General features: G+C 70.0%; 22 protein-coding genes. 16 read left to right on the forward strand and 6 right to left on the reverse strand.

Annotated elements, in window-relative coordinates; translation table 11 throughout:
- The 3 genes from ASD13_RS05890 to ASD13_RS05900 all read right to left on the reverse strand — a co-directional run.
- Positions 1-822, reverse strand: an 822-nt coding sequence (locus ASD13_RS05890) for a Gfo/Idh/MocA family protein (RefSeq protein ID WP_055866958.1), incomplete at its 3' end; no start/stop codon positions are given.
- Positions 819-1,832: a Gfo/Idh/MocA family protein gene (locus ASD13_RS05895; RefSeq protein ID WP_055866962.1), complete on the reverse strand. Its 1,014-nt coding sequence runs from the start codon at positions 1,830-1,832 to the stop codon at positions 819-821. The genes ASD13_RS05890 and ASD13_RS05895, both read right to left, overlap by 4 nt.
- Positions 1,829-3,013 carry an ROK family transcriptional regulator gene (locus ASD13_RS05900; protein ID WP_055866964.1) on the reverse strand — a complete coding sequence of 395 codons (1,185 nt, stop codon included), beginning with the start codon at positions 3,011-3,013 and terminating at the stop codon, positions 1,829-1,831. The genes ASD13_RS05895 and ASD13_RS05900 overlap by 4 nt, the downstream gene beginning before the upstream one ends.
- A 189-nt stretch (positions 3,014-3,202) precedes the next feature.
- On the opposite strand from ASD13_RS05900, the gene ASD13_RS05905 reads away from it, so the two are divergent.
- The 9 genes from ASD13_RS05905 to ASD13_RS05945 all read left to right on the forward strand — a co-directional run bounded on the left by ASD13_RS05905 (position 3,203) and on the right by ASD13_RS05945 (position 13,594).
- On the forward strand, positions 3,203-4,444 hold the full coding sequence (locus ASD13_RS05905) for an ABC transporter substrate-binding protein (RefSeq protein ID WP_017830075.1): 1,242 nt from the start codon (positions 3,203-3,205) through the stop codon (positions 4,442-4,444).
- 76 nt (positions 4,445-4,520) lie between these two features.
- Entirely contained in the window at positions 4,521-5,426 is a 906-nt protein-coding gene (locus ASD13_RS05910) for a carbohydrate ABC transporter permease (protein WP_047523748.1), read from the forward strand.
- Positions 5,423-6,328, forward strand: a complete 906-nt coding sequence (locus ASD13_RS05915) for a carbohydrate ABC transporter permease (protein WP_047523747.1) — start codon at positions 5,423-5,425, stop codon at positions 6,326-6,328. The genes ASD13_RS05910 and ASD13_RS05915 overlap by 4 nt, the downstream gene beginning before the upstream one ends.
- A gap of 19 nt (positions 6,329-6,347) precedes the next feature.
- Positions 6,348-7,382: an NAD-dependent epimerase/dehydratase family protein gene (locus ASD13_RS05920; RefSeq protein ID WP_047523745.1), complete on the forward strand. Its 1,035-nt coding sequence runs from the start codon at positions 6,348-6,350 to the stop codon at positions 7,380-7,382.
- Entirely contained in the window at positions 7,382-8,443 is a 1,062-nt protein-coding gene (locus tag ASD13_RS05925) for a dihydrodipicolinate synthase family protein (protein ID WP_055866966.1), read from the forward strand. The genes ASD13_RS05920 and ASD13_RS05925 overlap by 1 nt, the downstream gene beginning before the upstream one ends.
- Positions 8,440-9,453 carry a hydroxyacid dehydrogenase gene (locus ASD13_RS05930; RefSeq protein WP_055866969.1) on the forward strand — a complete coding sequence of 338 codons (1,014 nt, stop codon included), beginning with the start codon at positions 8,440-8,442 and terminating at the stop codon, positions 9,451-9,453. The genes ASD13_RS05925 and ASD13_RS05930 overlap by 4 nt, the downstream gene beginning before the upstream one ends.
- Positions 9,450-10,406, forward strand: a complete 957-nt coding sequence (locus ASD13_RS05935) for a hypothetical protein (protein ID WP_055866972.1) — start codon at positions 9,450-9,452, stop codon at positions 10,404-10,406. Before ASD13_RS05930 ends, ASD13_RS05935 begins: the two co-directional genes overlap by 4 nt.
- Entirely contained in the window at positions 10,403-11,320 is a 918-nt protein-coding gene (locus ASD13_RS05940) for a GNAT family N-acetyltransferase (RefSeq protein ID WP_055866974.1), read from the forward strand. The genes ASD13_RS05935 and ASD13_RS05940 overlap by 4 nt, the downstream gene beginning before the upstream one ends.
- A 108-nt stretch (positions 11,321-11,428) precedes the next feature.
- The gene (locus ASD13_RS05945) at positions 11,429-13,594 is read left to right on the forward strand and encodes a peptidase C14 (protein WP_082531421.1); all 2,166 of its coding nucleotides are present in this window, start codon (positions 11,429-11,431) and stop codon (positions 13,592-13,594) included.
- A 228-nt stretch (positions 13,595-13,822) separates the two neighbouring features.
- Here ASD13_RS05945 and ASD13_RS05950 read toward each other — a convergent pair whose 3' ends face one another.
- Together ASD13_RS05950 and ASD13_RS05955 are read right to left on the reverse strand one after the other, a co-directional pair.
- Positions 13,823-14,665, reverse strand: a complete 843-nt coding sequence (locus ASD13_RS05950) for an SDR family NAD(P)-dependent oxidoreductase (protein WP_055869117.1) — start codon at positions 14,663-14,665, stop codon at positions 13,823-13,825.
- An 8-nt stretch (positions 14,666-14,673) separates the two neighbouring features.
- Positions 14,674-15,324: a GntR family transcriptional regulator gene (locus tag ASD13_RS05955; protein ID WP_055866975.1), complete on the reverse strand. Its 651-nt coding sequence runs from the start codon at positions 15,322-15,324 to the stop codon at positions 14,674-14,676.
- Positions 15,325-15,474: 150 nt separating this feature from the next.
- Here ASD13_RS05955 and ASD13_RS05960 point away from each other — a divergent pair, with 150 nt between their 5' ends.
- From ASD13_RS05960 to ASD13_RS05985, 6 genes are read left to right on the forward strand one after another with little or no spacing between them, the layout of a single operon-like run.
- Positions 15,475-16,839, forward strand: coding sequence for an MFS transporter (locus tag ASD13_RS05960; RefSeq protein WP_055866978.1), 1,365 nt, complete (start codon positions 15,475-15,477; stop codon positions 16,837-16,839).
- A complete protein-coding gene (locus ASD13_RS05965) occupies positions 16,839-19,022 on the forward strand; it encodes a hypothetical protein (RefSeq protein ID WP_055866982.1) in 2,184 nt (727 codons plus the stop codon). The genes ASD13_RS05960 and ASD13_RS05965 overlap by 1 nt, the downstream gene beginning before the upstream one ends.
- A gap of 34 nt (positions 19,023-19,056) precedes the next feature.
- Positions 19,057-20,448 (forward strand): hypothetical protein, encoded by a 1,392-nt coding sequence (locus tag ASD13_RS05970; RefSeq protein WP_055866984.1) that lies wholly within the window; start codon positions 19,057-19,059, stop codon positions 20,446-20,448.
- Between the two features lie 53 nt (positions 20,449-20,501).
- Positions 20,502-21,263 carry an SDR family NAD(P)-dependent oxidoreductase gene (locus ASD13_RS05975; protein WP_055866991.1) on the forward strand — a complete coding sequence of 254 codons (762 nt, stop codon included), beginning with the start codon at positions 20,502-20,504 and terminating at the stop codon, positions 21,261-21,263.
- Entirely contained in the window at positions 21,260-22,336 is a 1,077-nt protein-coding gene (locus tag ASD13_RS05980; protein ID WP_055866992.1) for a mandelate racemase/muconate lactonizing enzyme family protein, read from the forward strand. The genes ASD13_RS05975 and ASD13_RS05980 overlap by 4 nt, the downstream gene beginning before the upstream one ends.
- 1 nt (position 22,337) lies before the next feature.
- Complete coding sequence (locus tag ASD13_RS05985) at positions 22,338-23,144, forward strand: SDR family NAD(P)-dependent oxidoreductase (RefSeq protein WP_055866995.1); 807 nt, start codon at positions 22,338-22,340, stop codon at positions 23,142-23,144.
- 12 nt (positions 23,145-23,156) lie between these two features.
- Here ASD13_RS05985 and ASD13_RS05990 read toward each other — a convergent pair whose 3' ends face one another.
- On the reverse strand, positions 23,157-23,987 hold the full coding sequence (locus ASD13_RS05990) for a zinc-ribbon domain-containing protein (RefSeq protein WP_055866998.1): 831 nt from the start codon (positions 23,985-23,987) through the stop codon (positions 23,157-23,159).
- Between the two features lie 103 nt (positions 23,988-24,090).
- Between ASD13_RS05990 and dinB the strand changes: the two genes are divergently transcribed.
- Positions 24,091-25,287: a DNA polymerase IV gene (dinB, locus tag ASD13_RS05995; protein ID WP_055867001.1), complete on the forward strand. Its 1,197-nt coding sequence runs from the start codon at positions 24,091-24,093 to the stop codon at positions 25,285-25,287.
- Positions 25,288-25,289: the final 2 nt, after the last annotated feature.

Here is a 25,289-nt window from a genome sequence, read left to right on the forward strand (position 1 = left end):
GCCCTTGGCGAAGGGGCTGACGGTGACGGTGCCGCGCTCGGCGACGACCTGGAGGGTCAGCCCGCCCCAGGTGGCCGAGCTCATCGGCCAGCTCCAGGARCAGTCGATCGTGGCGATGACGCCGCTCGGGTACCGGATCGAGACGAGTCCGCCGGTCTCGACCTCGAGCTCGCGCTCGGCGTGCAGGATGCTGTTSGACACGGCGCGCACCGACTGGGCCCGCTCGCCCAGGAGCTCGTCGAGCAGGTCGGCGCAGTGCACGACGTGGTCGACCAGCGCGCCGCCTCCGGCCAGTTCCGGGTCGGTGAACCAGGCGCGGTCCTGCGGGAGCTTCCCGTTGTTGATGCCGGTGACGCCGAGGACCTTCCCGAGGCGCCCGCTGCGCAGCTCGGTGATCGCGTCGCGCACGCTCGGCGCGAAGCGCACAGGGTAGGCGACCATGAGGATCACGCCGGCACGCTCGCAGGCCTCCTGCATCGCGACGGCATCCTCGACCGTGGTGGCCAGCGGCTTCTCGCACAGCACGTGCACCCCGGCAGCGGCCGCGCGCTCGACGAGGGCGCGGTGGCGGGAGTTCTCGGCGGCGATCACCACGGCGTCGGGCCTCCAGGCGAAGGCCTCGTCGTAGGTGTCGACGTAGGCGACGCCGAGCTCGGCGGCCAGGGCCGCGCCCCGGAGCGCGTCGTCGGCAGCCGCGGCGCCGTCGGGATCGGCGGCGACCAGCTCGACGCCCGGCATCGCTTTCAGAGCGTGCACGTAGCTGAGCGAGTGCGTGTGCGCGAACGAGAGCACGGCGATCCGCAGCGGGACAGGAGTGTTCATCGGGCGGCCTCCTCGGCGTCGGCGGCGGAGCGTTCGGGCAGGGTGATCGGGACTCCGCCGGCGATCGAGGCGTACGCGGCCTCGGCCACGGCCACGGCCTCGATGCCGTCGGCGGGGCTGACCCTCGCGTCACGGCCCTCGCGCACAGCGGCGACGAAGTCGGCGATCTCGGCGTAGTACGGACTCTCCTGCGGAGACATCGGCGGCAGATAGTCGGTGTCACCCTCGGGGAGCACGGCGTCGGTGCGCAGCGCGTTGTCCTCGGCGCTGTCGTAGCGCAGGCGTCCCTCGGAGCCTGCGACCTCGACGCTCGTGCGGAAGGGCATGCCCGGCGCGACCCAACTGCCGTGGATGTGGCTGATCACGCCGTTGCGGTGCGTCAGCACGACATGCGAGGTCACGGGGGCGGGCACGCGGTCATCGACCGTCGGCGGGTTCTGCACCGCATAGACCGTCGCGACGGGACCGGCGAACCAGACCGCCTGGTCGATGTCGTGGATCATCAGGTCGCGGATCACGCCGCCACCGGCGCTCTCCGAGAAGAACCACGGGGTCTGCGGGGCGGAGCCGGCGCGGCTGAACCGCTGCACGGCGAGCGTGCCGATGCGACCGGCGTCGATGCCCGCCTTGATCTGGGCGTACTCGCCCATGTACCGCACGACGTGGGCAGGGAAGAGCCGCACACCGGCCTCTTCTGCGGCGCGGGCGATGGTTGCAGCGGCCTCGGCGGTCGCCGCGAGCGGCTTCTCGCAGATCACGTCGAGCCCGCGCGCGATGGCCCGCTGCGCGAAGTCGGCGTGGGTGCTGCTCGGGGTCACGATGTCGACGATGTCGACCAGACCGATGAGCGTGTCGACATCGGGGACCAGCTCGAATCCGTACTCCTCGGCGATCGCCTCGGCTCCCACGAGAGAGGTGACGTACCCCTGGGCGCCGAGCGCCCGCCAGGCGTCGGCGTGCACGCGGGAGATTCCCCCGGCGCCGATGAGTCCGACCTTCAACGTGCTCACTGCTTCTCCTCGGTGTTCTCGACGGTGGTGTCGTCGGTGCCGGCCGCCTCGATCGGCAGCGGGGTGATCGGCGGGGCCGGCATGTCCTCGATGCCGTAGATCTCGGCGGCGTGGCGCTGGAACGCGTGCACGACCGCTCCGTGCGCGGCGGCCTCGGCGCCCAGGCGCGCTTCGGCGATCGGCACCTGGAACGGCAGGCCGAGGTGGCCGGGCAGGGCGGCCCGAAGCGGGTCGAGCAGCTGCTCGTGCGCTGCGGACAGTCCGCCGCCGATCACGATCATGGCCGGGTCGACCGTCATGGTCAGGGTGGCGATCCCGTGGGCGAGTTCGTCGATGAAGCCGTCGAGCTCCTGCTGGGCGGCCTCATCGCCCCCGCGTGCTTTCGCGAACACCTCGGCTGCGGTCGACGCCGTGCGCCACGAGATCTGACCCGTCTCGGTGTTCAGCCCCCGGAAGGCGAGCCGGCCGATGTCACCGGCGGCGTTGTGGATGCCGCGCCGCGGGCGTCCGCCGAGGATCAGTCCCATCGCGATGCGGTTGCCGACCGAGAGGTAGATCACGTCGTCGACCAGCTGCGCGACACCGAGGTGGTGTTCCGCGACAGCGGCGAGGCGCACGCCGTTGTCGACGGCGACCGGACAGCCGAAGGCCTGCCGCAGCTGGGAGCCGATGTCGATGCCCGACCATTCGGGGATGACGACGGAGGTGGTCACGCGCCCCGCATCGTCGACGATGCCGGGGAGCGAGACGCCGACCGCGCGCACCTTCGAGGCGGGGATGGAGACGGCGGAGAGGGTGCGGCGCACATCGTCGATCACGGCGGCGAGCTTGGAGGCGCCGTCGGGCTGCGCGGCCACACCGGAGTAGCTGCGCTGCGCGATCACGAGTCCGGACAGGTCGGCGAGCACCACGCGCACGCTCGCGACCCCGATGTCGACCCCCACCACGGTGCCAGCGGCGCCGTGGAAGGAGTAGCGGCGGGCAGGGCGTCCGGCGCCGCCGCCGTTCTGGGCGGGGGCGTCGACGATCAGCCCGGACTCGGCCAGGACGGTCACGGCGTTCTCGACCGAGGTACGCGAGATCTCGAGTGAACGAGACAGGTCGTTCACGGTCGCGGGCCCGACATCGCGCAGCTGCAGAGCGGATCGCGCAACGATCGAGAGCGGACTGGTCACGGCCATGTGCGGTCCTTCCTTCTTCTCCGTCGTCGGGTGCGATCAAATTAGCACACCCAATTCTCAGATCAAGCTTTGATGTTCTCGAACGGGAAACACGGCTGAAACACGGGTCTGAGAACTTGTACTTGACGAATTATCCCATTGCAGTGTCATAATGAACCGTACTCAGCACGGTATAAGCAAAGGAGCACCATGCGCGTCAGCAAGATCACCGGCGTCGTCGCGGGATTCGCGGCCGCCACCCTGTTGGCCGGATGTTCGGCCGGCGGAGGCAACACCGCAGAGGGTGAGCAGGACATCACGGTCTGGCTCTACCCGGTCATCGCCGACGAGGCGGTGCACAAGGACTTCTGGGACTCGACGATCGCCGACTTCGAGAAGCAGAACGAGAACATCAACGTGAAGTACGAGATCTTCCCGTGGGCGAACCGCGACGAGGCTCTCCAGACCGCGATCGCGGCCGGCAAGGGCCCCGACGTCGTCTACCTCATCCCCGACCAGCTCGCGGCGTACCAGAAGTCGATCGCCCCGCTCAACGACCTGTTGAGCACCGAGCGCCAGGATGATCTGCTGCCGAACGTGAAGAAGTCGGTCACGCTCGACGGAGACATCCTCGGGGCTCCGATCCTCACCAGCGCCCAGCCCCTCATCTGCAACGCCGCCGCGTTCGAGGCCGCGGGCGTCACCGAGTACCCCGAGACCTGGGACGACGTCACCGCGATGGCCCCCGCCTTCACGGAGAAGGGCATGTACGCCCTGAACTACCCGGCATCCGCGGAGAACACCCTCAACCTCACCTACTACCCGCTGCTGTGGCAGGCCGGTGGCGAGGTCTACACGAAGGACGGCGACGTCGGGTTCGACAGCAAGGAGGGCGTGCAGGCGCTCACCTTCCTCACCGACCTGGCCGAGGCGGGCGCTCTCGACCCCGAGGCGCTCACCACCAACGTCCCGCTCGAGCAGACCGCCGTCGCCCAGGGCAAGGTCGCGTGCACGTGGAACAACGCGGTCAACGAGGTCGTGCCCTTCTGGGGCGAGGAGAACGTCAAGGTGATGGCGCCGCTGACCGAGAAGGAGTCCGTGGCCTACGGCACGGTCGGATCGCTCTCGGTGCTCAAGGGCTCCAAGGCGCAGGACGCTGCGGCGAAGTTCGTCGAGTACGCCACCGGCGCCGACGTGGTCGAGCCGTACCTCAAGGCGGCCGGCTACTTCTCGGCGCTCAGCACCACCGCGCCGCTGTACGCGGACGACCCGCTGCTCGGCGAGGTCGAGAAGTACGTCCCCGACACCACGGTGGGCGAGCTCAACGCCTCGTCCCGCGCGCTCATGGGCGTGCTCGCACCGGAGATCCAGGCAGCCCTCCTCGGGGACAAGACCCCGGAGGCTGCGCTGAAGGATGCCGCGACAGCCGCGGCACCGCTGATCAAGAAGTAACACGATCGGGGGCATGCGGAGCCCGAACTCCGCATGCCCCCGCACCCCTTCACTCCCCCCACGTGAGGTATCACTGATGACGACGGCAACCACGGCGAAGAGGCCCGCAGGGCGGGTCACCCGGGTGCTCGCACGACGAGAGGCGCGGATCGCGTTCCTGTTCGTGCTCCCCGCCTTCCTCCTTTTCATCGCCTTCCGCTTCGGCCCGAGCATCGCCGGCGTGGCCCTGAGCTTCTTCGACTACGACATCACGGGTGAGATCTCGTGGCGTGGTCTCGACCACTTCCAGCGCATGATCGCCGATCCGCTGTTCTGGCGGGCGATGGGCACCACCCTCATCTACACGGTGTGCGCCGTGCCGATCGCGCTGGTGCTGTCCACCGTGATGGCACTGGGCGTGCGCCGTGCCTTCCGGGGCGCGCGCTTCTTCCGCTCGATCTTCTTCCTCCCCGTCATCACCTCTCTCGTGCTGGCCGGGTCGATCTTCGTCTGGATCTTCTCCGCGAACGGTCCGTGGTCGGCGCTGATGGCACCGCTGGGGCTCGGCGGATCCTGGCTCGGCAGCACCGTGCTCGTGATCCCCGCGATCGTCGTCGTCGGTGTCTGGTCGCGCTTCGGCTACGGGATGATGATCCTCATCGCCGCGCTGCAGGACGTTCCCCGCGAGCTCGAGGAGGCGGCGCTGGTCGACGGCGCCAACGCCTGGCAGCGCTTCCGGTACATCATCCTCCCGGTGCTGCGTCCGACTTTCTTCTTCCTCGCGGTGATCGAGACGACCGCCGCCTTCCAGGTGTTCGACGTCATCTACGTGATGACCCAGGGCGGGCCGGCGAACGCCAGCTACTCGCTCGTGTACATGCTCTACGACCAGGGCTTCCGCTACTTCGACTACGGCTACGCGGCCGCGATCGGTGTGGCCCTGTTCATCATGACCCTCGTCGTCGCGCTCATCCAGCGCCTGGTGATCGGAAAGCAGAAATGACCGCTCTGTTGCAGCCTCCGACCCAGGCACCGGCGACGCCGCCGAAGATGTCGACGAAGCAGCGTCGCGCCTACCGTGCGCTCCAGCCCACCGGATGGGGAATCGTCGGCCGGTGGATCTGGCTGAGCCTGGCCGGCATCCTCAGCTTCTTCCCGTTCTACGCGATGGTCGTGCTGAGCCTGAAGCCCGGCATGGTCGTCGAGCTCCCGGGTTCCCTGCTGCCCTTCCAGGACATCTCGTTCGAGGCCTACGAGCAGGTGCTCGCGGGACAGAACATCCTCGGCTGGCTCGGCAACACCCTCATCTACTCCCTCGTCTCGGTCGTCGCCGTGCTGTTCCTCTCGGCGCTCGCCGGCTACGCCTTCGCGAAGAAGCGCTTCCGCGGCAAGGAGGTGATGTTCTGGTCGTTCCTGGCGATGGTCATGGTGCCGTTCCACGTCACCCTCATCCCGACGTTCATCCTCATGGCAAACCTCGGCGGCGTCGACACGTACTGGGGTCTGATCCTGCCGTCGCTCGCGAACGCGCAGGCCGTGTTCCTGATGCGGCAGTTCATCCAGGGACTGCCGGATGAGCTGTTCGAGGCCGCCCGCATCGACGGCGCGGGGGAGTTCCGCATCTTCCTGCGGATCGTGCTCCCGCTGTGCAAGCCGATCCTGGCGACGCTGGGCATCTTCGTCTTCCTGTGGCACTGGAACGACTTCCTGTGGCCGCTCATCATCGCGAAGTCCAACGCGATGTTCACACTCACCGTCGGCATCTCGTCGCTGCAGCAGCAGAACGTCCCGCTGAGCACCATGCTCGCCGGATCCGTCGTGGCGCTGCTGCCCATCTTCCTCGCGTACCTCATCGCTCAGCGGTACGTGCAGGAGGGCGTGGCCGGTACGGGTATCAAGGGCTGAGAAGAAGGGAAAGCACCACATGACTCAGCACCAGTTCACTTCCGAGGCGGAACTCGAGGAGGCGCTCGCCACTCCGAGCGCCGGCCTGATCGACGACCTCGCACGGGGTGCGGGCGACCTCGTGATCCTCGGCGCCGGGGGCAAGATGGGCCCGACGCTGGCCATGCTCGCGCGCCGCGGGATGGATGCCGCCGGGCGCCAGGGCGACGCGGTCTACGCCGTCTCCCGCTTCGGCGACGCGGCGATCCGCGAGCGTCTGGAGACCGCGGGGGTGAAGGTCGTCCCGTTCGACCTGATCGAGAACGACGACTTCGCATCGCTGCCGGACGCCCCCAACGTGGTGTTCATGGTCGGGGCGAAGTTCGGAGCCGCGACCAACGCCTCGTGGGCGTGGGAGGTCAACGCCGCCCTGCCCGATCGGGTAGCCCGCCGCTACCGCGACAGTGCCATCTCGGTGCTCTCGACGGGCAACGTCTACCCGTTCCTGCCCGCGTCCTCCGGCGGTGCATCCGAAGAGGTGCAGCCCGCACCGATCGGCGAGTACGCGCAGTCGTGCCTCGGGCGCGAGCGGGTCTTCGAGTTCGGCGCCCAGGAGCGTGGCACGAAGGTCGCGATCATCCGCCTCAACTACGCCGTCGACCTGCGCTACGGGGTGCTCGCCGACATCGGCAGCGCCGTGCATGCGGGCCAGCCCGTCTCGGTCGCGACGGCCAACGTCAACGTGATCTGGCAGGGGTATGCGAACGAGGTCGTGCTGCGCAGCCTCGTGCACGCCTCGACCGCCCCGTTCGCGATCAACCTCACCGGCCCCGAGCTCCTGAGCGTGGAGTCGATCGCCCGTCGATTCGGCACCCTGTTCGACCGCGAGGTCACGATCGTCGACGAGCCCCAGCCCACCGCGCTGCTCAGCGATGCCCGGCGCTGCATGGCCCTGTTCGGCTACCCGGCCGTCTCGGCCGAGACGCTGATCGGGCTGCAGGCGGACTGGATCGAGAAGGGTCTTCCGATGATCGCCAAGCCGACCAAGTGGGCCGTGCGGGACGGGAAGTTCTGATGGCGGTTCCCACCCTGCGACCGGAGGCTGCGGCGACCCTCGCCCGCGGTGCCGTGATCCCGGCGCATCCGCTCGCCCTCACCGCCGATCGGCGCATCGACGAACGCCGCCAGCGCGCCCTCACCCGCTACTACCTCGACGCCGGTGCCGGGGGCATCGCCGTGGGAGTGCACACCACCCAGTTCGAGATCCGCGATCCGGAGCACGCCCTGTTCGAGCCCGTGCTCGCGCTCGCCGCGGAAGAGCTCGACGCGCGGGCGAGCGCCGATGTCGTGCGCATCGCCGGTGTCGCCGGTGGCACGGCTCAGGCGGTCGCCGAGGCCGAGCTCGCCCGTGACCTGGGCTACGACGCCGTGTTGGTGAGCCCTCGCGTGGCCGGCGCCGACGAGCGCGCCCTGCTGGAGCGCGCCCGGGCGGTGGGCGAGGTGCTGCCGGTGGTCGGCTTCTACCTGCAGACCGCGATCGGCGGCCCCGTGCTCGACCGCGACTTCTGGCGCGAGTTTGCCTCGATCCCGGCCGTGGTCGCGGTCAAGGCCGCCCCCTTCGACCGCTACCGCACGCTCGAGCTGGTGCGCGGCGTCGCGGCCTCGGGCCGCGCCGACGAGATCGCGCTCTACACCGGGAACGACGATGCGATCGTGGCCGACCTGCTCTCCGAATTCCACGTGGAGTCGCCCTCGGGTGCGCGCACGCTGCGCTTCGTCGGCGGGCTGCTCGGCCAGTGGGCGGTCGGCACGCGCGCCGCCGTCGCTCTCCTCGAACGCGCGCAGCGGGCGATGGCCGGCGATGCGCAGGCCTACCGCGAACTGGGTCTCGTCGCCTCCGACATGGTCGACGTCAACCAGGCCGTGTTCGATCCCGGCAACGACTTCGACGGCGTGATCGCCGGTGTGCACGAGATGCTGCGCCAGCAGGGTCTGCTCGACGGCGTCTGGTGCCTCGACCCCGCGGAGGGTCTCTCACCGGGACAGGCCGAGGAGATCGCGCGGGTGCGTCACGCCTACCCCGACCTGAACGACGACGCCTTCATCGCCGAGAACCTCGAGGCCTGGTTGAGATGAGCGCCCAGAGGAGTGTGCCGACCGTGGTCGCGGTCGTCTCGGAAGAGCTCTTCACAGAGTTCTTCTCCGACGAGGATGCGGAGCGCCTGCGTGCGGTCGCGGCTCGTCTCGGGGGCACCTTCCTGCGTGTCGACCGCCTCGCGGACGCGGAGCTCGCCGAGGCGCGCATCGTCATCACGAGCTGGGGCGTCGGCCCGTTCGACGCCGCGGTGCTGGCATCGCTGCCCGCGCTCGCACTGATCGCGCACACCGGTGCGACGATCAAGCCCTTCGCGACCGACGAGCTGTTCGACCGCGGCATCCTGGTCACCCAGGCCGGTGCGGGGATGGCGCGGCCGGTGGCCGAGGTGTCGCTGACGTTCACGCTCGCGCTGCTGCACCGGGTGCCCGAGATGCACAACGCCCTGCGCTCCGGCGACGGCTGGTACGACGCGGATGCCGTGGGCGTGCAGCGCGAGATCCTCGGCACATCCATCGCCGTGATCGGCGCCTCCCGCACCGGGCGGGCCTACCTCGAACTGATCCGCGCGCTCGGGGCCGAAGCGCTGCTTGTCGACCCGACGATCGATGCCGACGCGGCGGCGGCTCTCGGAGCCGAGCTCGTGCCGCTCGACGAGGCGCTGCGGCGCGCGCAGATCGTCGCCGTGCATGCTCCCACGCTGCCCGAGACCCACCATCTCATCGGTCGCCGCGAGCTCGCCCTGATGCGCGACGGCGCGGGGCTCGTGAACACCGCGCGCTCGTGGCTGGTCGACGAGGCCGCGCTGATCGAGGAGCTGCAGCGCGGCAGGCTCAACGCCGCGATCGATGTGTTCGACGAGGAGCCGTTCGCCGCGGACAGTCCGTTCCGGACACTGCCCGGCGCGCTGGTGACCCCGCATCGGGCGGCCGGCACGAGTCAGGGGCGACGGCGTCAGGGACGGATCGTCGCCGACGAGGTCGAGGCCTTCGCCGCGGGACACCCGCTCGCACACATCGTCTCCCGCGACCAGCTGTCGTCGATGGCATGACCGGGACGCCGCTGCGCGTGGCCTTCGCCGGGCTCGCGCACTCTCATCCGCACACCGACGCCGCGAACGTCCGAGCGCTCGGCGCCGAGGTCGTCGGGGTGCACGATGCGGATGCGGCGGCGGCGAGCGCGTTCGCGGCACGCTTCGGCGGGGTCACGGCGGCCTCGGCCGGCGAGCTCGCGGCGCTCCTGCCCGACCTCGTCATCGCGACACCGCGTCCGCACGAGGTCGGACCCTTCCTGCAGGCGCTCGGCAGCGGAGCTGCTCCGGTCTTCGTGAACAAGGTGATGGCGGCGACGGCTGCGCAGCTCGCCGTGGTCGACCGCGCGCTCGCCGGAGGCTCGATCCCGATCGGCACGAGCTCTGTCCTGCGCTTCGCGCCTGCGCTCAGAGCTCTGGCCGAGGAGGTCGCGGGTCACGATGTGCTCGCGCTCCGTGTGCACGCCCAGCACGACAATGCGGCCTTCCAGCTGCCGGAGCGCGCATGGCAGGACGACCCACAGCGCGGCGGAGGCACGGCGGTGACGGTGGGGGTGCACGCCTGGGAGATGCTCGACGTGCTGCTGCCTGGTGCTGCTCTCGTCTCGGGATCGGGCTGGACGCGCTCGCGCCACGGATCGGCCACGGCGTCCGAGGATGCCGCCGGCGTCGAGGGCATGGTGCGAATGCCCGGTGCGGAGCGCGAGGTGCCGGTGCAGGTGCTGATCACCGGCGCGCCCGGTGTGGACGCCTACGGGGTGGATGTGGTGACGACCACCGGCATCCGCTCGGTCGCGCTCGATGTCGGTGCGGAGGGAGGTGCGGACGCGAACGACGAGCTCGGGTTCTGCGGCCTGATCCGCGCGCTGCTCGATGCGGCGCCCGCGGGGGCGACCGTGGCGCCCTGGCACGAGGCGCGGAGCGTCGTGGCGAACAGCATCCGTGCCGCCGAGATCGCGCGGGGCGACGCATGAGCGACCAGCGCATCCGGGCCGCGCGCGTCGAGGACGAGCCCGCGCTCACCGCGCTGTGGGCGACCGCGTTCGCCCCTGCGCTCACGCCTGACCAGTGGCTCATCGACGATGAACGGTTCGCCCACACGATCGTGGCCGAAGACGATGAGGGCCTGTGCGGGTCGATCTACGGTCTGCCCAAGCGGCTGCGCGAATCCGACGGCGGCATCGCCGAGGTGCAGGCGATCGGCAGCGTCGCGGTCGCCGAGCGCTCCAGGGGACAGGGCCTCGCCCGCAGGCTCGTCACCGCGACGTTGCAGGCCGGGCGCGACGCCGACTGGGCGCTGCTGTTCACCGGCACCCCGGAGGTGTATCGCTCGAGCGGGTTCGAGACCTTCTCCATGCCGCGCACCCTGGTCGGGCCGTGGAGCCCTCCCGTGTCGGCCGAGACCGAGGGGCTGGTCGTGCGCGAGGCCGTGGGGCTCGGGAGCCTCCGCCCACTGCGGGAGGTCTACGAGCGTTCGCGCGCAGGTCGAGTGGTCCTGGCCCCGGTGCGCGGCGACCGCGACCGGGCGATGGCCGAGGTGCGCATGAGGGGTGTGACCCTGTACCTCCGGGTCGAGGGATCAGCGCCGGTCGGCTACGCGATCACCGAGCACCGCGGCGATGTCGGCATGCTCCTGGAGAGCGCCGTGCTTCCGGGGCGCGGTGCTGCGCGCGATGACCTGCTCTCCGCCATCGGCGCGGACTGGGCATCCGCCGGGGTGACGTCGTGCGATCTCGCCGTCCCCGCTCTCGAGGATGAGGATCGCGCACTCCGCGCCTTCGCCCCCGCGGCCGTGAGGCAGGACGACCGCACCGGGATGATCCGTCCGCTGCGGCGTGAGGCGCGGCTGCGCGGCATCCGCCACTTCACGGCGGGCGACTACTTCTGAGCGACCCGCTCGGAGAAAACACTGGGGACTGGGGATCGATCGGATGATGCGGCCCGGCAGAACGACCGGACGCCTGACCGCGGCGATGACGCCGCAAGGAGGATGAGCATGACCCAGAAGACGAGCACGACCCCGCAGGAGAAGACCGACACCGCTGCTCTGCGCAGCAGACGCATGCTGCTCGCCGGTTTCGGCGCGGCAGCCATCGGCGGCGTGGCGGCCGTCAGTGCGCAGACCCCCGCGCAGGCCGCCGGCCCGATCGTCACGCAGGGCAACTCGGGCTCCTCGTCTGTGGCGAACGGCGGCACGGCGACCGATCTCGTCACGCGCAAGGGCAAGGACGGCGATCTGGTCCGCACGACCGGATACGCCGCGGCCGGTGACGGGGGCGGCGGGCTGTACCGCTTCGTGAAGAAGAACGCTCCGGCGGCGAACGGCGGCACCGTGCTCGCCGCTCCGAAGGGCGGGGCGTGGCTGCTCGTGCACGAGGGGGTCGTGGACTTCCGGATGTTCGGGATCATGGATGCGAGCGTCAACGCCGACGACGCGCTCGACGCCATGGTGAACGATGCGAGCATCCACCGCATCGAGGGGCACAGCCCCCTCAACTTCGTGCGTCGCCACAGGTTCTCGCGGTCGAACATCGCCTTCGACTTCGGCGGGCACCTCATGACGACCGTCGGCATCGAGAATGCGGGCAAGGACGACCCCTTCGCCGCGGTCATGTTCTTCCGCGGCGAGGTGACGGATGCCTTGCACGAGGCGAAGCTCGGCGAGGTGGTGCCCGATCTGGGTGACATCTTCCCGGTCGCCGACTCCTCGTTCTTCGCGGTCGGCGACTGGTACGCCGCCGAGGTGAACGCGCTGTCGGGCCGCTGGGAGCGCGAGCTGCAGCGGATGGTGCAGGTCACGCAGATCGTCGATGGCACGCACATCCGCATCAACTACAAGAACGGCTGGCCGCTCGGCAAAGACCGCACGATGACGTGGCGCCGCGTCGTTCCGGTGCACGACGTGACGGTGTCGAACCTGAAGTTCCTCGGCACCGGCACCGACGAGTACACGGGCTCGCACCCGTTGGCCTTCGAGTACGCGGTGCGCTGCGACGTCGACCACATCGACGGCACCGGCACCTTCTGGCCGCTCATCCAGCGCCGGTGGAACACCTACTACTCGACCGTGAGCTGCACGCTGAAGAACCCCACCTCGGTCACCTGGGGTGGGGCCGGCTACCTGACGCAGCAGATCTACTGCCTCTACGGATACGTCGCCAACTGCCACACCGCGAACGCCCGGCACCTGAACGACTTCACCGCGAGCGCCTACTGCCTGGTGGAGAACTGCCACGGCGACGGTGACGACCAGGGGCCGTTCGTCACGCACGGACAGTACGAGCACGACCTCACATACACCGGCAACTCGGGGCTGATGACCTTCGCGAACTCGGGGGCGGCCTGGGGATCGGCGGCCAAGCGCATCACGGTGCGCAAGCACGTGTGCTCGTGGTTCGTCGCCCGCGTGCGCATCACCGACCTCACCCTCGAAGACGTGCAGGTGATCGGCAAGCCGTCGCTCGCGGGATCGGGCATGCTGTGGATCAACGCCGACGGCGCGCAGCTGCGCGGCTGCACGGCATCCGACACCCTCGTGATCACGCAGGCCTCGGACAACTCCGCGCGGCCGACCGTGATCGCCGATTCGCACTTCACGTTCGTCGCACCGGGGGAGCTCACCAACGCCACGGTGAAGACGCCGGTCACGTTCGTCGACACCGTGCTCGACCGGGTCGGCGGCATGAAGATCGCGGGGGCCGGAGCGGTCACTTTCCGCGGCTCGACGCTCACGGACGCCGACGACGCGGCGCCGGTCGTGACATCGTCGGAGCGGCTGCGGTTCGAGGGATCGACGCTCCGCAACGCCCGCATCGCCGCGGCACGAGGGGAGCGGCAGGCGGTCGAGATCGCGGGGTCGGATGTCGCGATCAAGGGCGGCACCGGTGTCTCGCGCACCGGTGACGGCGAGCTGCACCTGACGCTGTCCGACAGCACTTTCCGTGCGGAGGGGTCGGCCACGCATGTCGCGGTCACGAAGGGAGCTACCCACTACCGCGCCGTCGGCAACCGTTTCGAAGGCGGCGCGCTCGAGCTGGCGGATGCCGCGTTCGGCGCATCGTCCACGCTGCTGCACACCGGCAACGTCGAATCGGGTGTGACCCGCACGGCCTTCCCCGCCGCGGGCCCGCGCGTGGTGGATACCGCGAACCTCGTGGTCTGACGCTCTCCCGGGCGCGGGCCTCCGGGGCGGAGCATCCGTCGGGAGGTGCATCCGTCGGGAGGGGCATCCGTCGGGAGGGTCATCCGTCGGGAGAATGTCCGGATGTCGGACCGGAAAGCCTGTTCCGGTCCGACATCCGTGAGATCTCCCGACAGGTGCGCACTCCGGAGAGACGAACCGGGGAATGCGAACCGGGCAGGCGAGCCGGGGCCGCTCGATGCGTTCGGGCTACGTGGTGGGGATGCCGACGAGCTCGGCGCTGCGCTGCCAGAGGGCCTCGGCGAGGGCGGCGTCGTTCACCTGCGGATTGACCTTCGTGGTCAGCTGGCGCTCGTCGTAGTAGGCGCCGGAGAACCAGGTCTCACCGGGGGTTCCCTCGATGAACCAGCGCAGTGTCGCACCGCCCTTGTCTGCACCGATGAGCATGAGGTGCTTGAGTGGGGTGCGGTAGAGCAGCCGCATGATGCTCGACGAGTCGGACGCGAAGTTCGTCTGCACGGTGCCGGGGTGGAAGGCGACCGCGCTCAGCCCCTGGGCGTGGAACCTCGTGTGCAGGCTCTTGGCGAACAGCACGTTCGCGAGCTTGGCGTCGCCGTAGGCCTTGTTCGGGCTGAAGCGGCGGCGGTTGTCGAGGTCGTCCACGTCGAGATGACCGAACAGGCGGTGGGCGATGCTGGAGGTGTTGACAACCGCGCCCTCCGCCTTCAGCACGTGTGGGAGCAGCAGGTTCGTGAGCAGGAACGGCGCCAGGTGGTTGACCTGCATGGTCTTCTCGAAGCCGTCGACCGTCGGGGTCTGATCCCCGAAGATGCCGCCGGCGTTGTTCGCCAGCACGTGGATGCCGCTGTCGCCGACGGCATCGCTGATCTTCGCGGCCAGTGCTCGCACGTCGTCGAGGCGCGCGAAGTCGGCGGTGAACCACGCAGCGCCGGTCTCCTCGGCGATGGCGCGGGTCTTCTCGACCGACCGGCCGACGAGGATGAGGCGATGCGGGGAGGAGGTGAGCTGGCGGGCGGCCGCTGCACCGATCCCGTCGGAGGCTCCGGTGAGGACGATCGTCTGCGGGGTCACGGGGTGGATCACTCGGCCGTGGGGGTGATGCGCTCGACGGCCCTGGTCACATGCTCGGCGATCACGGCCTGCGCCCGCTCGGGGTCGCCGCTCGCGATGGCGTCGACGATCTGCTGGTGGCTGCGCACGTGCTCCTCCTGCTCTGCGGGGTCGAGGGCCGCGTTGGCGGCATGCAGGAATCCGGTGATCCGGCCGCGCAACTGTCCGCTCAGCTCGTCGAGGAAGCGGTGCTCGGCGAGATCGGCGAGCGTCTCGTGGAAGAGGCGGTCCTGGCGCAGCACCTCGTCGATGTCGCCGGGGGCCGCATCCGCCATGTCCTGGATGATGGCTCCGAGCCGGGCGGCGGATTCCTCGCTCCATCGCTCCTGCACACGGATCGCCATGAACTGCTCCAGCACGATCCGCAGGCTGGAGATCTCTTCCAGGTCCTGCGCGCTCAGCTGGGCGACACGAGCGCCGCGGCGGGGCTCGCGGGTGATTAGGCGCTCCTCGGCGAGCCGGGTCAGGGCCTCGCGCACCGGGATGTGGCTGACACCGAGCCGGTCGGCGAGCTTGCGCTCGACCAGGCGCTCGCCGGGGGCGAGCTCTCCGGAGTGGATGGCCGCGCGCAGCTCGTCTGCGACCTGTTCGGCGATGTTCTGATCCGAGACGCTGCGCATTCGGTGCCCTTCTCGATCCGCGGTTCCGTCTCGTCGAGAGGCGCGAATTCGTTCGCTCGATGCTATGGCATTTTCCGGATGAGTGGACACGGCCAGGGATTTGCTAGATGCTATAGCAAGCCCACTCGAACGATGACGAAGGAGTTGTCCATGGCCGGGAACGCATCCGCACCCGATACGCGAACACCGGAGGAGGTCGGAGCCTCCGCCATGAAGAAGGCGATCTGGCGTCTGGGCCCGTTCCTCGGGCTGCTGTACCTCGTCGCTTACATGGACCGCAACAACGCGGGCTTCGCCAAGCTGGAGATGACGGCGGCACTGCAGATCACCGAGGCCGCCTTCGGGTTCGCCGCCGGCATCTTCTTCATCGGGTACCTGCTGTTCGAAGTGCCCAGCAACCTCCTGCTCGAGCGCTTCGGCGCCCGTAAGTGGATCGCCCGCATCATGGTCTCCTGGGGACTCGTCGCCGCCCTCACCGCCTTCGTGCAGGATGCCACCCAGTTCGCGATCGCCCGGTTCGTGCTCGGCATCGCCGAGGCCGGCTTCTTCCCCGGCGTGCTCCTCTACCTCACGCTCTGGTTCCCGCGGCAGTACCGCACCCAGGTGCTCGCGGTGTTCGTGCTGTCGAACCCGATCGCGAACGCCGTCGCCGCGCCCCTCTCCGGCTGGATGCTCGAGCTCCACGGCATGTGGGGTCTGGACGGTTGGCAGCTGGTCTTCCTCCTGCAGGGCCTCCCCGCTGTGCTCCTCGCCTTCGTCGTCTTCTTCTGGCTGCCCGACCGTCCGCAGGATGCGCGCTGGCTCGACCCGACCGAGCAGCGGTGGATCAACGACACCCTGGCGGCCGAGACAGCGGCGACCGAGCAGAAGCACGGGCGTCTGCGCCTGCGTGAGGTGTTCAGCAACGGACGCCTGTGGACCCTGATCGTGCTGTTCTTCGGTGTGGTGTTCGGTGCGTACGGGCTCGGCATGTGGTTGCCCACGATCGTGAAGAGCATGGGCGACTTCTCCAACTCCACGACGGGGTGGATCGTCGCGCTGCCGAATCTGTGCGCCGCGCTCGTCATGCTCCCGTGGGAGCGTGCCGCCCGCAAACAGGGCAACATCCCGCTGCAGATCGGCATCACGCTCACCATCACCGCGCTCTCGCTCATCGCGGCGGTCGCGGCGCAGGGCACGCCGGTCCTCGCGCTCGCGGCGCTGTGCGTCGGGATGTCGGCGCTGTTCTCGACGACGCCGCTGTTCTGGAGTCTGCCGCCCATGGTGCTCACCGGCACGGCGGCGGCTGCCGGACTCGCCTTCATCAACTCGGTCGGCAACCTCGCCGGATTCGCCGGTCCGTATGCGATCGGCTGGATCAGCGAGACCACGGGGTCGGCGATCTGGGGTCTGCTCCTGATCGCCGGACTCACCCTGCTCGGTGCGACCATCGCCTTCGTGCTCAGCCGACGGGCGGACTTCACGGTTCCGGCCGAAGCGCTGCTCGCCGCAGACGCGAAGTCCGGGGTGCGGTGATGTCCCGCAGCGACGCGGATGCGCGTGTGCGTTCGACGAGTCGACGCGCCCTCGTGGCGGGGTTCGGTGCGGTCGCGCTCGGTGCGGCCGGCTCCCTGGCAGCGGCGTCACCCGCGCAGGCGGCTCCCACCGCGGCGGGGGCGAAGGACATCACCAGGGCGGACTCCGTCTCCGAGCTGTCCCGGCGCCGTGCGCGCGACGGCGAGGTGGCGATCGTCGCCGGCTACCGGACGCCCGGCGACGCCGGACTGCTCGTTTACGTGGGGGTCGAGGCTACGGACATCGAGGCCAACGGCGGCACGGTGATCGCCGGAAAGCGCGGCAGCAGATGGCTGCTGCAGCACGACGGCACCGTCGACTTCCGGGTCTTCGGCATCACCGGGCCCGAGACGGCGGCCGATGACGCGCTCGCCGCGATGGTGAACGACGTCCGCGTCAAGCGGATCGCGGCGAGCACCGACCTGCTGTTCCAGCGACGGCATCGCTTCACCCGCTCCCACATCGAGATCGACTTCGGGGGCCACGTCATCACCACGGACGGGATCGAGGCGAACACCCACGACAACCCCTTCGGTGCGGTGATGTTCTTCACCGGGGTGTCGCGGGACGTGGTGGTCGAGCACCGCCTGGCAGAGGCCTGGCCCGAGCTGACGGACGCGGTGACTGTGCCTGATGCGGCGGCGTTCCCCGTGGACTCCTGGTGGGCGCTACAGTGCGACACGGTCGCCGGAGGTGGAGCCGATGAGCGCGAGATCCAGCGATTCGTCCGGGTGACGCAGCAGATCGACGGAACGCACATCCGGATCGACTACCTGAACGGCTGGCCGCTCGACACGGGGCGAAAGCTCATCTGGCGTCGGATGGATCCGGTCGAGGGCGTGCGCATCTCGAACATGCGGTTCCTCGGGGCCGGTCCCTTCGACGGACCGACGGACGGCTCCTTCCCGGACTCTCGCGAGCTCACCGGATCGCACCCGATCGCCTTCGAGTACGCGATCCACTGCGATGTCGCCGACGTGCACGCCAGTCGCACCTGGTGGCCGGTCATCATGCGGCGGTGGAACACCCACTTCACGACCGAACGCTGCTCGGTCGAGAACCCGCCCACGGTCTTCTACGGCGGCGCGGGCTACCTCACGCAGCAGATCTACAGCCTCTACGGGCGGGTGAGCGACTGCACATCGTCGAACGCGCGGCATCTCAACGATCTGACCGCCAGTGCGTACTGCATCGTCGAGAACTGCCACGGCGACGGTGACGACCAGGGCGGGAACCCGTTCACCACGCACGGTCAGTACGAGCACGACCTCACCTTCATCGGGTGCTCGGGGCTGATGGACATCGCCAACTCCGGCGCGCAATGGGGCACCGCAGCCAAGCGCATCACGGTGCGCGACCACGTCTGCTCGTGGTTCGTCGCGGGCACGAAGATCAGCGACCTGACGCTCGAGAACGTCCGGGTGATCGGGCGATCGACCTTCGACCCCCAGGCGACCATGACGATCAACGCCGACGGCGCCCAGTTGCGAGGGTGCACCGCGGGGCTGCTGGCCATCGGCCAGCGATCGACAAGGTCGTCGCGGCCGACGACCATCGAGGACTGCACCTTCGCGCTCCCCAAGGACCAGGTGCTCATCCAGACCCCCGTCACGGTCCCCGTGAGTTTCGCACGCTGCACGATCACCGGAATCGACGGGATGAAGGCTCGGGGATCCGGAGCGGTCGAGTTCGTCGACTGCCGGCTGAGCGGTCCGGCGACCGGCGCCCCCGCCGAGCTCGGCGGGTCGAGGGTGACCATCCGGGGCGGCACGGTCCGTGACGTCGTGCTCACGGCGACCGCGGTGCGCGACCAGGCCATCGTGCTCGAGGGTGTCGAGCTGAGCACGGAGCGCGGCGAGGGCGCCATGCTGTCGCGGGCCGGCGGCGCGGGCGTGATCACCTGGCGGCTGAGCGGTGTGACGTCCACGGTGCCGAAGGGCGCGGCGCACGTCGACATCGGCGCGGGCATCAACCACGCGCGGGTCACCGGCGCACAGTTCGTCGGAGGACGGCTGCGGTTGGCCGCGGGCTTCGCCGAGCCGTCGACGCTGCTCTACAGCGACACGGTCGAGCGCGGCGTCGAGACCGATCTCCCCGCAGACGGTGAGCGTGTCCTGATCGCCGACGTGCTGAAAACCGCCTGAGCGGCGGCATCATGGAGAACAGGGAGGACCACGCGTGAACGACACCGCATCTGCCACGAAACTCGGCGATCGCATCCGCATCCCCCGCACCCAGGCGCGCATCGGCGTCGCCCGGCGCGACATCACCCCGCCCACTGGCATCCGGGCGAAGAACTGGGGCCCCGCCGACTGGGAGCGCTCCGAGGGGGCGCACCGTCCGTTCGAGCTCACCGCGCTCGCCGTGGTCTCCGCCGACGAGCGCCCGCGCGTGCTGCTCGCGGTGGATGGCACGTGGTGGCGTCGCGTCGCCGACGAGCAGGGCGTGCGCGGGGCGATCCTCGACGGGCTGGGGCTCGACCCCGACCAGCTGATGCTCTCGCTCTCGCACACCCATGCCGGTGCGGTGCTGTGCGCCGCCGATGCGCATCTTCCGGGTGGCGAGCTGATCCCCGGATACCTCGAGGCGCTCGCCGCTGCGGGGATCGCCGCCGGGCGCGAGGCGCTGGAGAGCGCGGTCCCCGGACTCATCGAGTGGACCACCGGGCGCTGCACCCTGGCGGCCGATCGCGAGCTCGACGTCGACGGTCGACCCCTCGTTGGCTACAACCCCGCGGGCGAGGCCGACGACACCGCGACGATCGGGCGCCTCAGCGTCGACGGTGCGGTGTGCGCCACCCTCGTGAACTACGCCTGCCATCCGACCACGCTCGCCTGGCAGAGCCGAGAGGTGTCGCCGGACTACGTCGGGGCGATGCGCGAGATCGTCGAGTCCGCCACCGGCGCTCCGTGCCTGTTCGTGCAGGGCGCATCGGGCGAGCTGGCTCCGCGCGAGCAGTACACGGGCGACGTCGCGGTCGCCGACCGGCACGGACGCTCGCTCGGACACGCGGTGCTCGCCGCTCTCGATGCGCTGCCCGTCCCGGGGGAGGAGCTGACGCTCGACGGCGTCGTGGAGTCGGGTGCTCCGCTCGCGATCTGGACCGGGCGGGCAGCCGCTGGAGGGGAGGGGGCTGCCTCTTCGCTGACGAGTGTGGAACTGCCGCTGCGTGACCTCCCGACGCTCGACGAGCTCGCCGAGGAGTGGAAGGACATCGATCCGCGCTCGCGCGAGGAACGTCTGGGACGTGCCCGCAACCTGCGCGACGGCTACATCGACGGTCCCACCGTGCAGCATCCGATCTGGGCCTGGCGGCTCGGGGACGCGGTGATCGTGGGGCATCCGGGCGAGGCCTACTCGCGGCTGCAGACCACGCTGCGCCGCCGATTCCCCGAGACGCCGATCGTGGTGATGAACCTCACGAACGGCCCAGGCTTCGTGTATCTGCCGACGCGCGACGCCTATGACCGCGGGGCGTATCAGGCCTGGCAGACGCCTCTCGCGCCCGGGGCGCTCGACCTGCTCGAGGAGCATGCGGTGGCTGTCGTGGCCGATCTGCTCGACCACTGACGGCACTCCCGATACACTTGCTATAGCAAATCTCGATCACTCTGAGGAGAGCAATGACCGCCCAGCGCCCTGTCGCCATCGTCACCGGAGGATCCGCCGGGATCGGCTGGGAGATCGGTCAGCGCCTCGCCGCCGACGGCTACCTCGTGGTCGCCGCCGACCGCGTTCCCGGACTCACCGCAGCCGACAACCCGGCCGGCATCCTGTGGCGCGAGCTCGATGTGACCGACCATGCCGGTGTCGACCGCGTGTTCGGCGAGATCGAGACGGAGCTCGGACCGATCGAGGTGCTCGTCAACAATGCCGGCATCCAGCGCCATCGTGGCATCGAAGACCTCACCTGGGACGAATGGTCGGCCGTGGTCGACGTCAACCTGCACGGGGTCTTCTCGGCGCTGCAGGCCGCGGGCACGCGGATGCTCCAGCGCGGCGAGGGTCGCATCGTGAACATCTCCTCCATCTCGTCGCGCGGCTCTGCGGGACGCGCCCCCTACGCCACGACGAAGGCCGCGGTGATCGGTCTGACCTCGACCGCGGGTGCCGAGTGGGCCTCGCGCGGGGTGCGGGTCAACGCGGTCGCACCCGGGTACGTCGACACGGGCGTCTTCCGCCAGGGTGTCGAGGCGGGCACGCTCAGCCTCGACGCGATCCTGTCGCGCATCCCCGCGAAGCGTCTGGCCGAAGCGAGCGAGATCGCCGCCGCGGTCAGCTTCCTCGTCTCCGACCAGTCGCGGTACATGAACGGCCAGACGCTCTACGTCGACGGCGGGTTCATGGTCGACTACGGCGTGCCGCTGGCGAAGAAGCCCGAATGACGACGATCGCTCGCATCGACACGGCCACGGCCGTGCTGCCGCTCCCGGCACCCCTGCACCTGGGGGCGATGACCGTGACCCGCCGCGAGTACAGCGCGGTGCGGGCGACCGCTGACGACGGCCTGACCGGTGTGGCCTACTGCCTCTCGCGGGAAGCGCCGATGGCCGAGATCGTCGACCGTCTCGTTGCGGTGCACGCGGTGGGGGCGGATGCCGACGACCCCGCCGCGACCTGGGAGCGGATGCTGCGCGGCAGCGCCATCGTCGGACGGGTGGGCCTGGTGCGGCGGGCGATCGGCCTGGTCGACATCGCGCTGTGGGACATCGCCGCGCGGCGTGCGGGTGTGCCGCTGTGGAAGATGCTCGGCACGGGCGACGGTTCTCGCGAGTCGATGCTGGTCGCCGCGTATCCCTCTGCGGACCGGACTCCCCGCGAGGTGGCCGACGAGGTTCTCGCGCAGGCGGACGGCTGGACCAACGTGAAGATCTCCCGCATTCCGGATCCGGCATATATGCGTGATCTGCTCGCGATGCTGAACGCCGAGCTGCCCGATACGACCGGCCTGGTCGTCGACGTGGGCTTCGGCTGGCCCGATGCCGACACGGCGCTGACCGAGATCGCGCAGTGGGGCGACCCTCGGCTCGCGTGGCTCGAAGACCCGCTGCTTCCCGAAGACGCCGAGGGCGTCGCGCGCATCCGCCGGGAGTCAGGGCTCCCGGTCTCGGTCGGCGATGAGGTCACCGATCCGGCCGTGCTGAAGGCGCTCGTCGAGGTGGGCGGTGTCGACGTGCTGCGGCTCGATGTGGTCGCGATCGGCGGCGTGACACCGGCCCGCGAGATGATCGCGTGGGCGGCCGAGCGCGGCGTGCCGGTGTCGGGGCACGTCTATCCTGAGGTCACCGCGCACCTGGGCATCGGCGTCGAGACCTTCGCCCGCGGCGTCAATCCGTACGATCCTGCGCCGTCGTTCATCCTCGGCGGTCCGTCGTTCGAGGGCCGGGTGCGGCCGACGGATGCCGCGGGCCTCGGCTTCGCGCTCGATCCCACCGTCTTCCCATTCGAGAGGGACTGAGATGCCAGACTCCCCGCGCAGCTCTGCGAACCGCAGCGTCGTCGTGACCGGCAGCGGCAAGGGCATCGGCCGTGCCATCGCGGAACGTCTCACCGCCGACGGCTGGATCGTGGTCGGGCTCGAGCGTTCCCCAGGCTCCGGCACGCTCGAAGACGGCATCGTGGCCGAGGTCGTGCTCGGAGACGCCGCCGATCGCGCGACGCACGAGCGTGCCGCCGCTGCCGCCCGTGCCAGGGCGCCCCTCGCCGGTTGGGTCAACAACGCCGGGATCACCAAGCGCACCCCGCTGCACGAGCTCGACGAACACACCGTGCGCGAGGTGCTCGACATCAACGGCTTCGGGTACATCTGGGGCTGCTCGACCGCCGTCTCCGCCTTCGTCGATCAGGGCGTGCCGGGCGCGATCGTGAACATCGGGTCGATCCACGGACGCTCCAGCTTCACCGACCATGCCGCCTACGAGTTCACGAACGGCGGCATCGACGCCCTCACCCGCAGCGTGGCCGTGTCGTACGGCGCCCTCGGCATCCGCGCCAACACCGTCGCTCCCGGCGGGGTGCGCACCCCGCATCTGGAGGCGCAGATCGCCCGCGCGGCCGACCCCGAGGCTGAAGAGCGGGCGCTCGCAGAGGGACCGCCCATGGGCCGCATCGCCCGCGCCGAAGAGGTGGCAGCGCTCACGGCGTTCCTGCTGTCGGATGAGGCCCCGTACCTGTCGGGGCAGTCGATCGCCGTCGACGGCGCGTGGACGGCATCGTTCGGCGACATCGCCATCGACCCGGGTTTGCGGGAGCGCTTCGAGCGCTGACCGGGCTCTGCGTCACCGCAGATAGGCATCCACGAGCAGTGCGCCACGAATGACCCGCAGCTCGTCGAGGATGCGGGCGATGCTCTTCCCACTTACCGAAGACAGCGTGAGGTCGTGCGGACCGAGGGGTTCGAGCTTCCCTGTACGGATGCGGATCACCTCCCAGCCCGTGGCACGGAGCGCGCGATCTTTGCGCAGGTCGGCGTCTTGGCGTTTGCCCACGTGCTCCAGGCCGTGACGGCCGACGGTGTCGTATTCGAGCGCGACCCGGAGCTCCGGGAACACGATGTCGGGCCAGACCTCGGTGTGGCGGAAGAACGGGCGCGAGACCTTCACGGCGTTCATGGTCGGGTCGAAGTCGATCACCGCGCCGAGTGCCGTTCGCAGGCGGCCCTCAGCCGCGGATGCGGGCTTCGGGGCGCACTCGCTCACGAACGCGGTGCCCGCGCGCAGGTCAGGGGTCTTCGTGCAGAGCGCGGGCGCGGGGCGACGGGGTGCGCGGGGGCGGGCGCGTGCTTCGCCGAGCACGACCGGCTGCGGACGGGCGAGGGCAGAGCACTCGGGGCACCACGCGGAGCGGCGTCGCACTTGTCCAGGACGCTCGCGCTGCTCGGTCGGCGTCGCGGCGAACCGGTGCCCGACCGCGCACTCCCAGCACAGGAGCACGTCGGCTGCCAGCGGGATCTGCGACAGGACGATGCCGTGGTTCAGCTCGGGGTGGTACTGCCGCACCAGTTCCGGATACGCCGCCCACCCGGCGCGATAGGTGCCCACGTCATACGGAACAGCGCGACCGCGGGAGAACTGCCGTCGCGCCCACCACTGCTTCACCGGTTCCGGCACGCGCCGACCATACCGGCCGCCACAGACACCCCGTCTCGCCTCTCGAAGTCGCTGCCGGTGTCCCCGGTTCGTGCGACGATCCGCACGTCGACAGGAGAACGGGATGCGTGGGGAAGCGACGGTGCTGCACGCCGACCTCGACGCGTTCTACGCGTCGGTCGAGCAGCGCGATGCGCCCGAACTGCGTGGCCGTCCCGTGATCGTCGGCGGCGGGGTCGTGCTGGCGGCGAGCTACGAGGCGAAGGCACGCGGGGTGCGCACCGCCATGGGCGGCCGACAGGCGCGAGAGCTCTGCCCTGATGCCGTCGTCGTCCCGCCGCGCATGGATGCCTACTCCGCGGCGAGCAAAGACGTGTTCGCGATTTTCCGTGACACCACCCCGCTCGTGGAGGGGCTGTCGATCGATGAGGCGTTCCTCGAGGTCGGGGGTCTCAGACGCATCGCCGGCAGCCCCGAGCAGATCGCGGCACGGCTGCGTGAACGCGTGCGGGCGGAGGCGGGACTCGCCATCTCGGTCGGGGTCGCGCGCACCAAGTTCCTGGCCAAGGTCGCCAGCGCCGTGAGCAAACCCGACGGGCTGCTGGTCGTGGAACCCGATCGGGAAGAGGAGTTCCTTCTCCCTCTTCCCGTGGAACGCCTCTGGGGCGTGGGCGCCGTGACGGCCGAGAAGCTCCATCGCTATGGCATCCGCACGGTCGGAGAGCTCGCCGAGCTCGAGGCGGCGACCGCCGAGCGGATGCTGGGCAAGGCCACGGGCGCGCACGTGCACGCGCTCGCTCGTCTGCGGGATCCGCGGCCCGTCGACACCACTCGGCGACGCGGGTCGATCGGCTCGCAGCGTGCGCTCGGCACCCGCCCCCGATCTGCCGAAGAACTCGATCTCATCCTCACGCAGATCGTCGACCGGCTGGGTCGGCGCCTCCGCGACGGCGATCGCGTCTGCCGCACCGTCGTGCTGCGCCTGCGCTTCGGTGACTTCTCGAAGGCCACGCGCTCCCGCTCGCTCCGCGCACCGACCGATCGCACCGCCGTGCTGCTCACCCTCGCGCGCACGCTGCTCGCCGCCGCGCACGCCGAGATCACCGACCGCGGCATCACTCTGATCGGCATTTCGCTGTCGCAGCTCGACCACACCGACCGTGTGCAGCCCGAACTGCCGATCGACTGGGGCGATGAAGCCCGCCTCGACACCGTGCTCGACACCCTGCGCGACCGCTACGGCGCGGCCTCGGTCTCGCGGGCCGCACAGCTCGGTCGTGATCCGGGCTGGTCGTCCCCGATCCTCCCGGAGCACGAGTGAGC

The sequence above is a fragment of the Microbacterium sp. Root1433D1 genome (genome assembly GCF_001426835.1).
Classification (GTDB): domain Bacteria; phylum Actinomycetota; class Actinomycetes; order Actinomycetales; family Microbacteriaceae; genus Microbacterium; species Microbacterium maritypicum.

Excerpts from the sequence above, each read along its gene's own strand:
- ASD13_RS05920 (WP_047523745.1), top strand. The coding sequence starts at position 6,348 with ATGACTCAGCACCAGTTCACTTCCGAGGCGGAACTCGAGGAGGCGCTC.
- ASD13_RS05985 (WP_055866995.1), top strand. The coding sequence starts at position 22,338 with ATGCCAGACTCCCCGCGCAGCTCTGCGAACCGCAGCGTCGTCGTGACC.
- ASD13_RS05975 (WP_055866991.1), top strand. The coding sequence starts at position 20,502 with ATGACCGCCCAGCGCCCTGTCGCCATCGTCACCGGAGGATCCGCCGGG.
- ASD13_RS05915 (WP_047523747.1), top strand. The coding sequence starts at position 5,423 with ATGACCGCTCTGTTGCAGCCTCCGACCCAGGCACCGGCGACGCCGCCG.
- ASD13_RS05940 (WP_055866974.1), top strand. The coding sequence starts at position 10,403 with ATGAGCGACCAGCGCATCCGGGCCGCGCGCGTCGAGGACGAGCCCGCG.
- ASD13_RS05925 (WP_055866966.1), top strand. The coding sequence starts at position 7,382 with ATGGCGGTTCCCACCCTGCGACCGGAGGCTGCGGCGACCCTCGCCCGC.
- ASD13_RS05945 (WP_082531421.1), top strand. The coding sequence starts at position 11,429 with ATGACCCAGAAGACGAGCACGACCCCGCAGGAGAAGACCGACACCGCT.
- ASD13_RS05935 (WP_055866972.1), top strand. The coding sequence starts at position 9,450 with ATGACCGGGACGCCGCTGCGCGTGGCCTTCGCCGGGCTCGCGCACTCT.
- ASD13_RS05930 (WP_055866969.1), top strand. The coding sequence starts at position 8,440 with ATGAGCGCCCAGAGGAGTGTGCCGACCGTGGTCGCGGTCGTCTCGGAA.
- ASD13_RS05910 (WP_047523748.1), top strand. The coding sequence starts at position 4,521 with ATGACGACGGCAACCACGGCGAAGAGGCCCGCAGGGCGGGTCACCCGG.
- ASD13_RS05955 (WP_055866975.1), bottom strand. The coding sequence starts at position 15,324 with ATGCGCAGCGTCTCGGATCAGAACATCGCCGAACAGGTCGCAGACGAG.
- ASD13_RS05960 (WP_055866978.1), top strand. The coding sequence starts at position 15,475 with ATGGCCGGGAACGCATCCGCACCCGATACGCGAACACCGGAGGAGGTC.
- ASD13_RS05980 (WP_055866992.1), top strand. The coding sequence starts at position 21,260 with ATGACGACGATCGCTCGCATCGACACGGCCACGGCCGTGCTGCCGCTC.
- dinB (WP_055867001.1), top strand. The coding sequence starts at position 24,091 with ATGCGTGGGGAAGCGACGGTGCTGCACGCCGACCTCGACGCGTTCTAC.
- ASD13_RS05965 (WP_055866982.1), top strand. The coding sequence starts at position 16,839 with ATGTCCCGCAGCGACGCGGATGCGCGTGTGCGTTCGACGAGTCGACGC.
- ASD13_RS05905 (WP_017830075.1), top strand. The coding sequence starts at position 3,203 with ATGCGCGTCAGCAAGATCACCGGCGTCGTCGCGGGATTCGCGGCCGCC.
- ASD13_RS05900 (WP_055866964.1), bottom strand. The coding sequence starts at position 3,013 with ATGGCCGTGACCAGTCCGCTCTCGATCGTTGCGCGATCCGCTCTGCAG.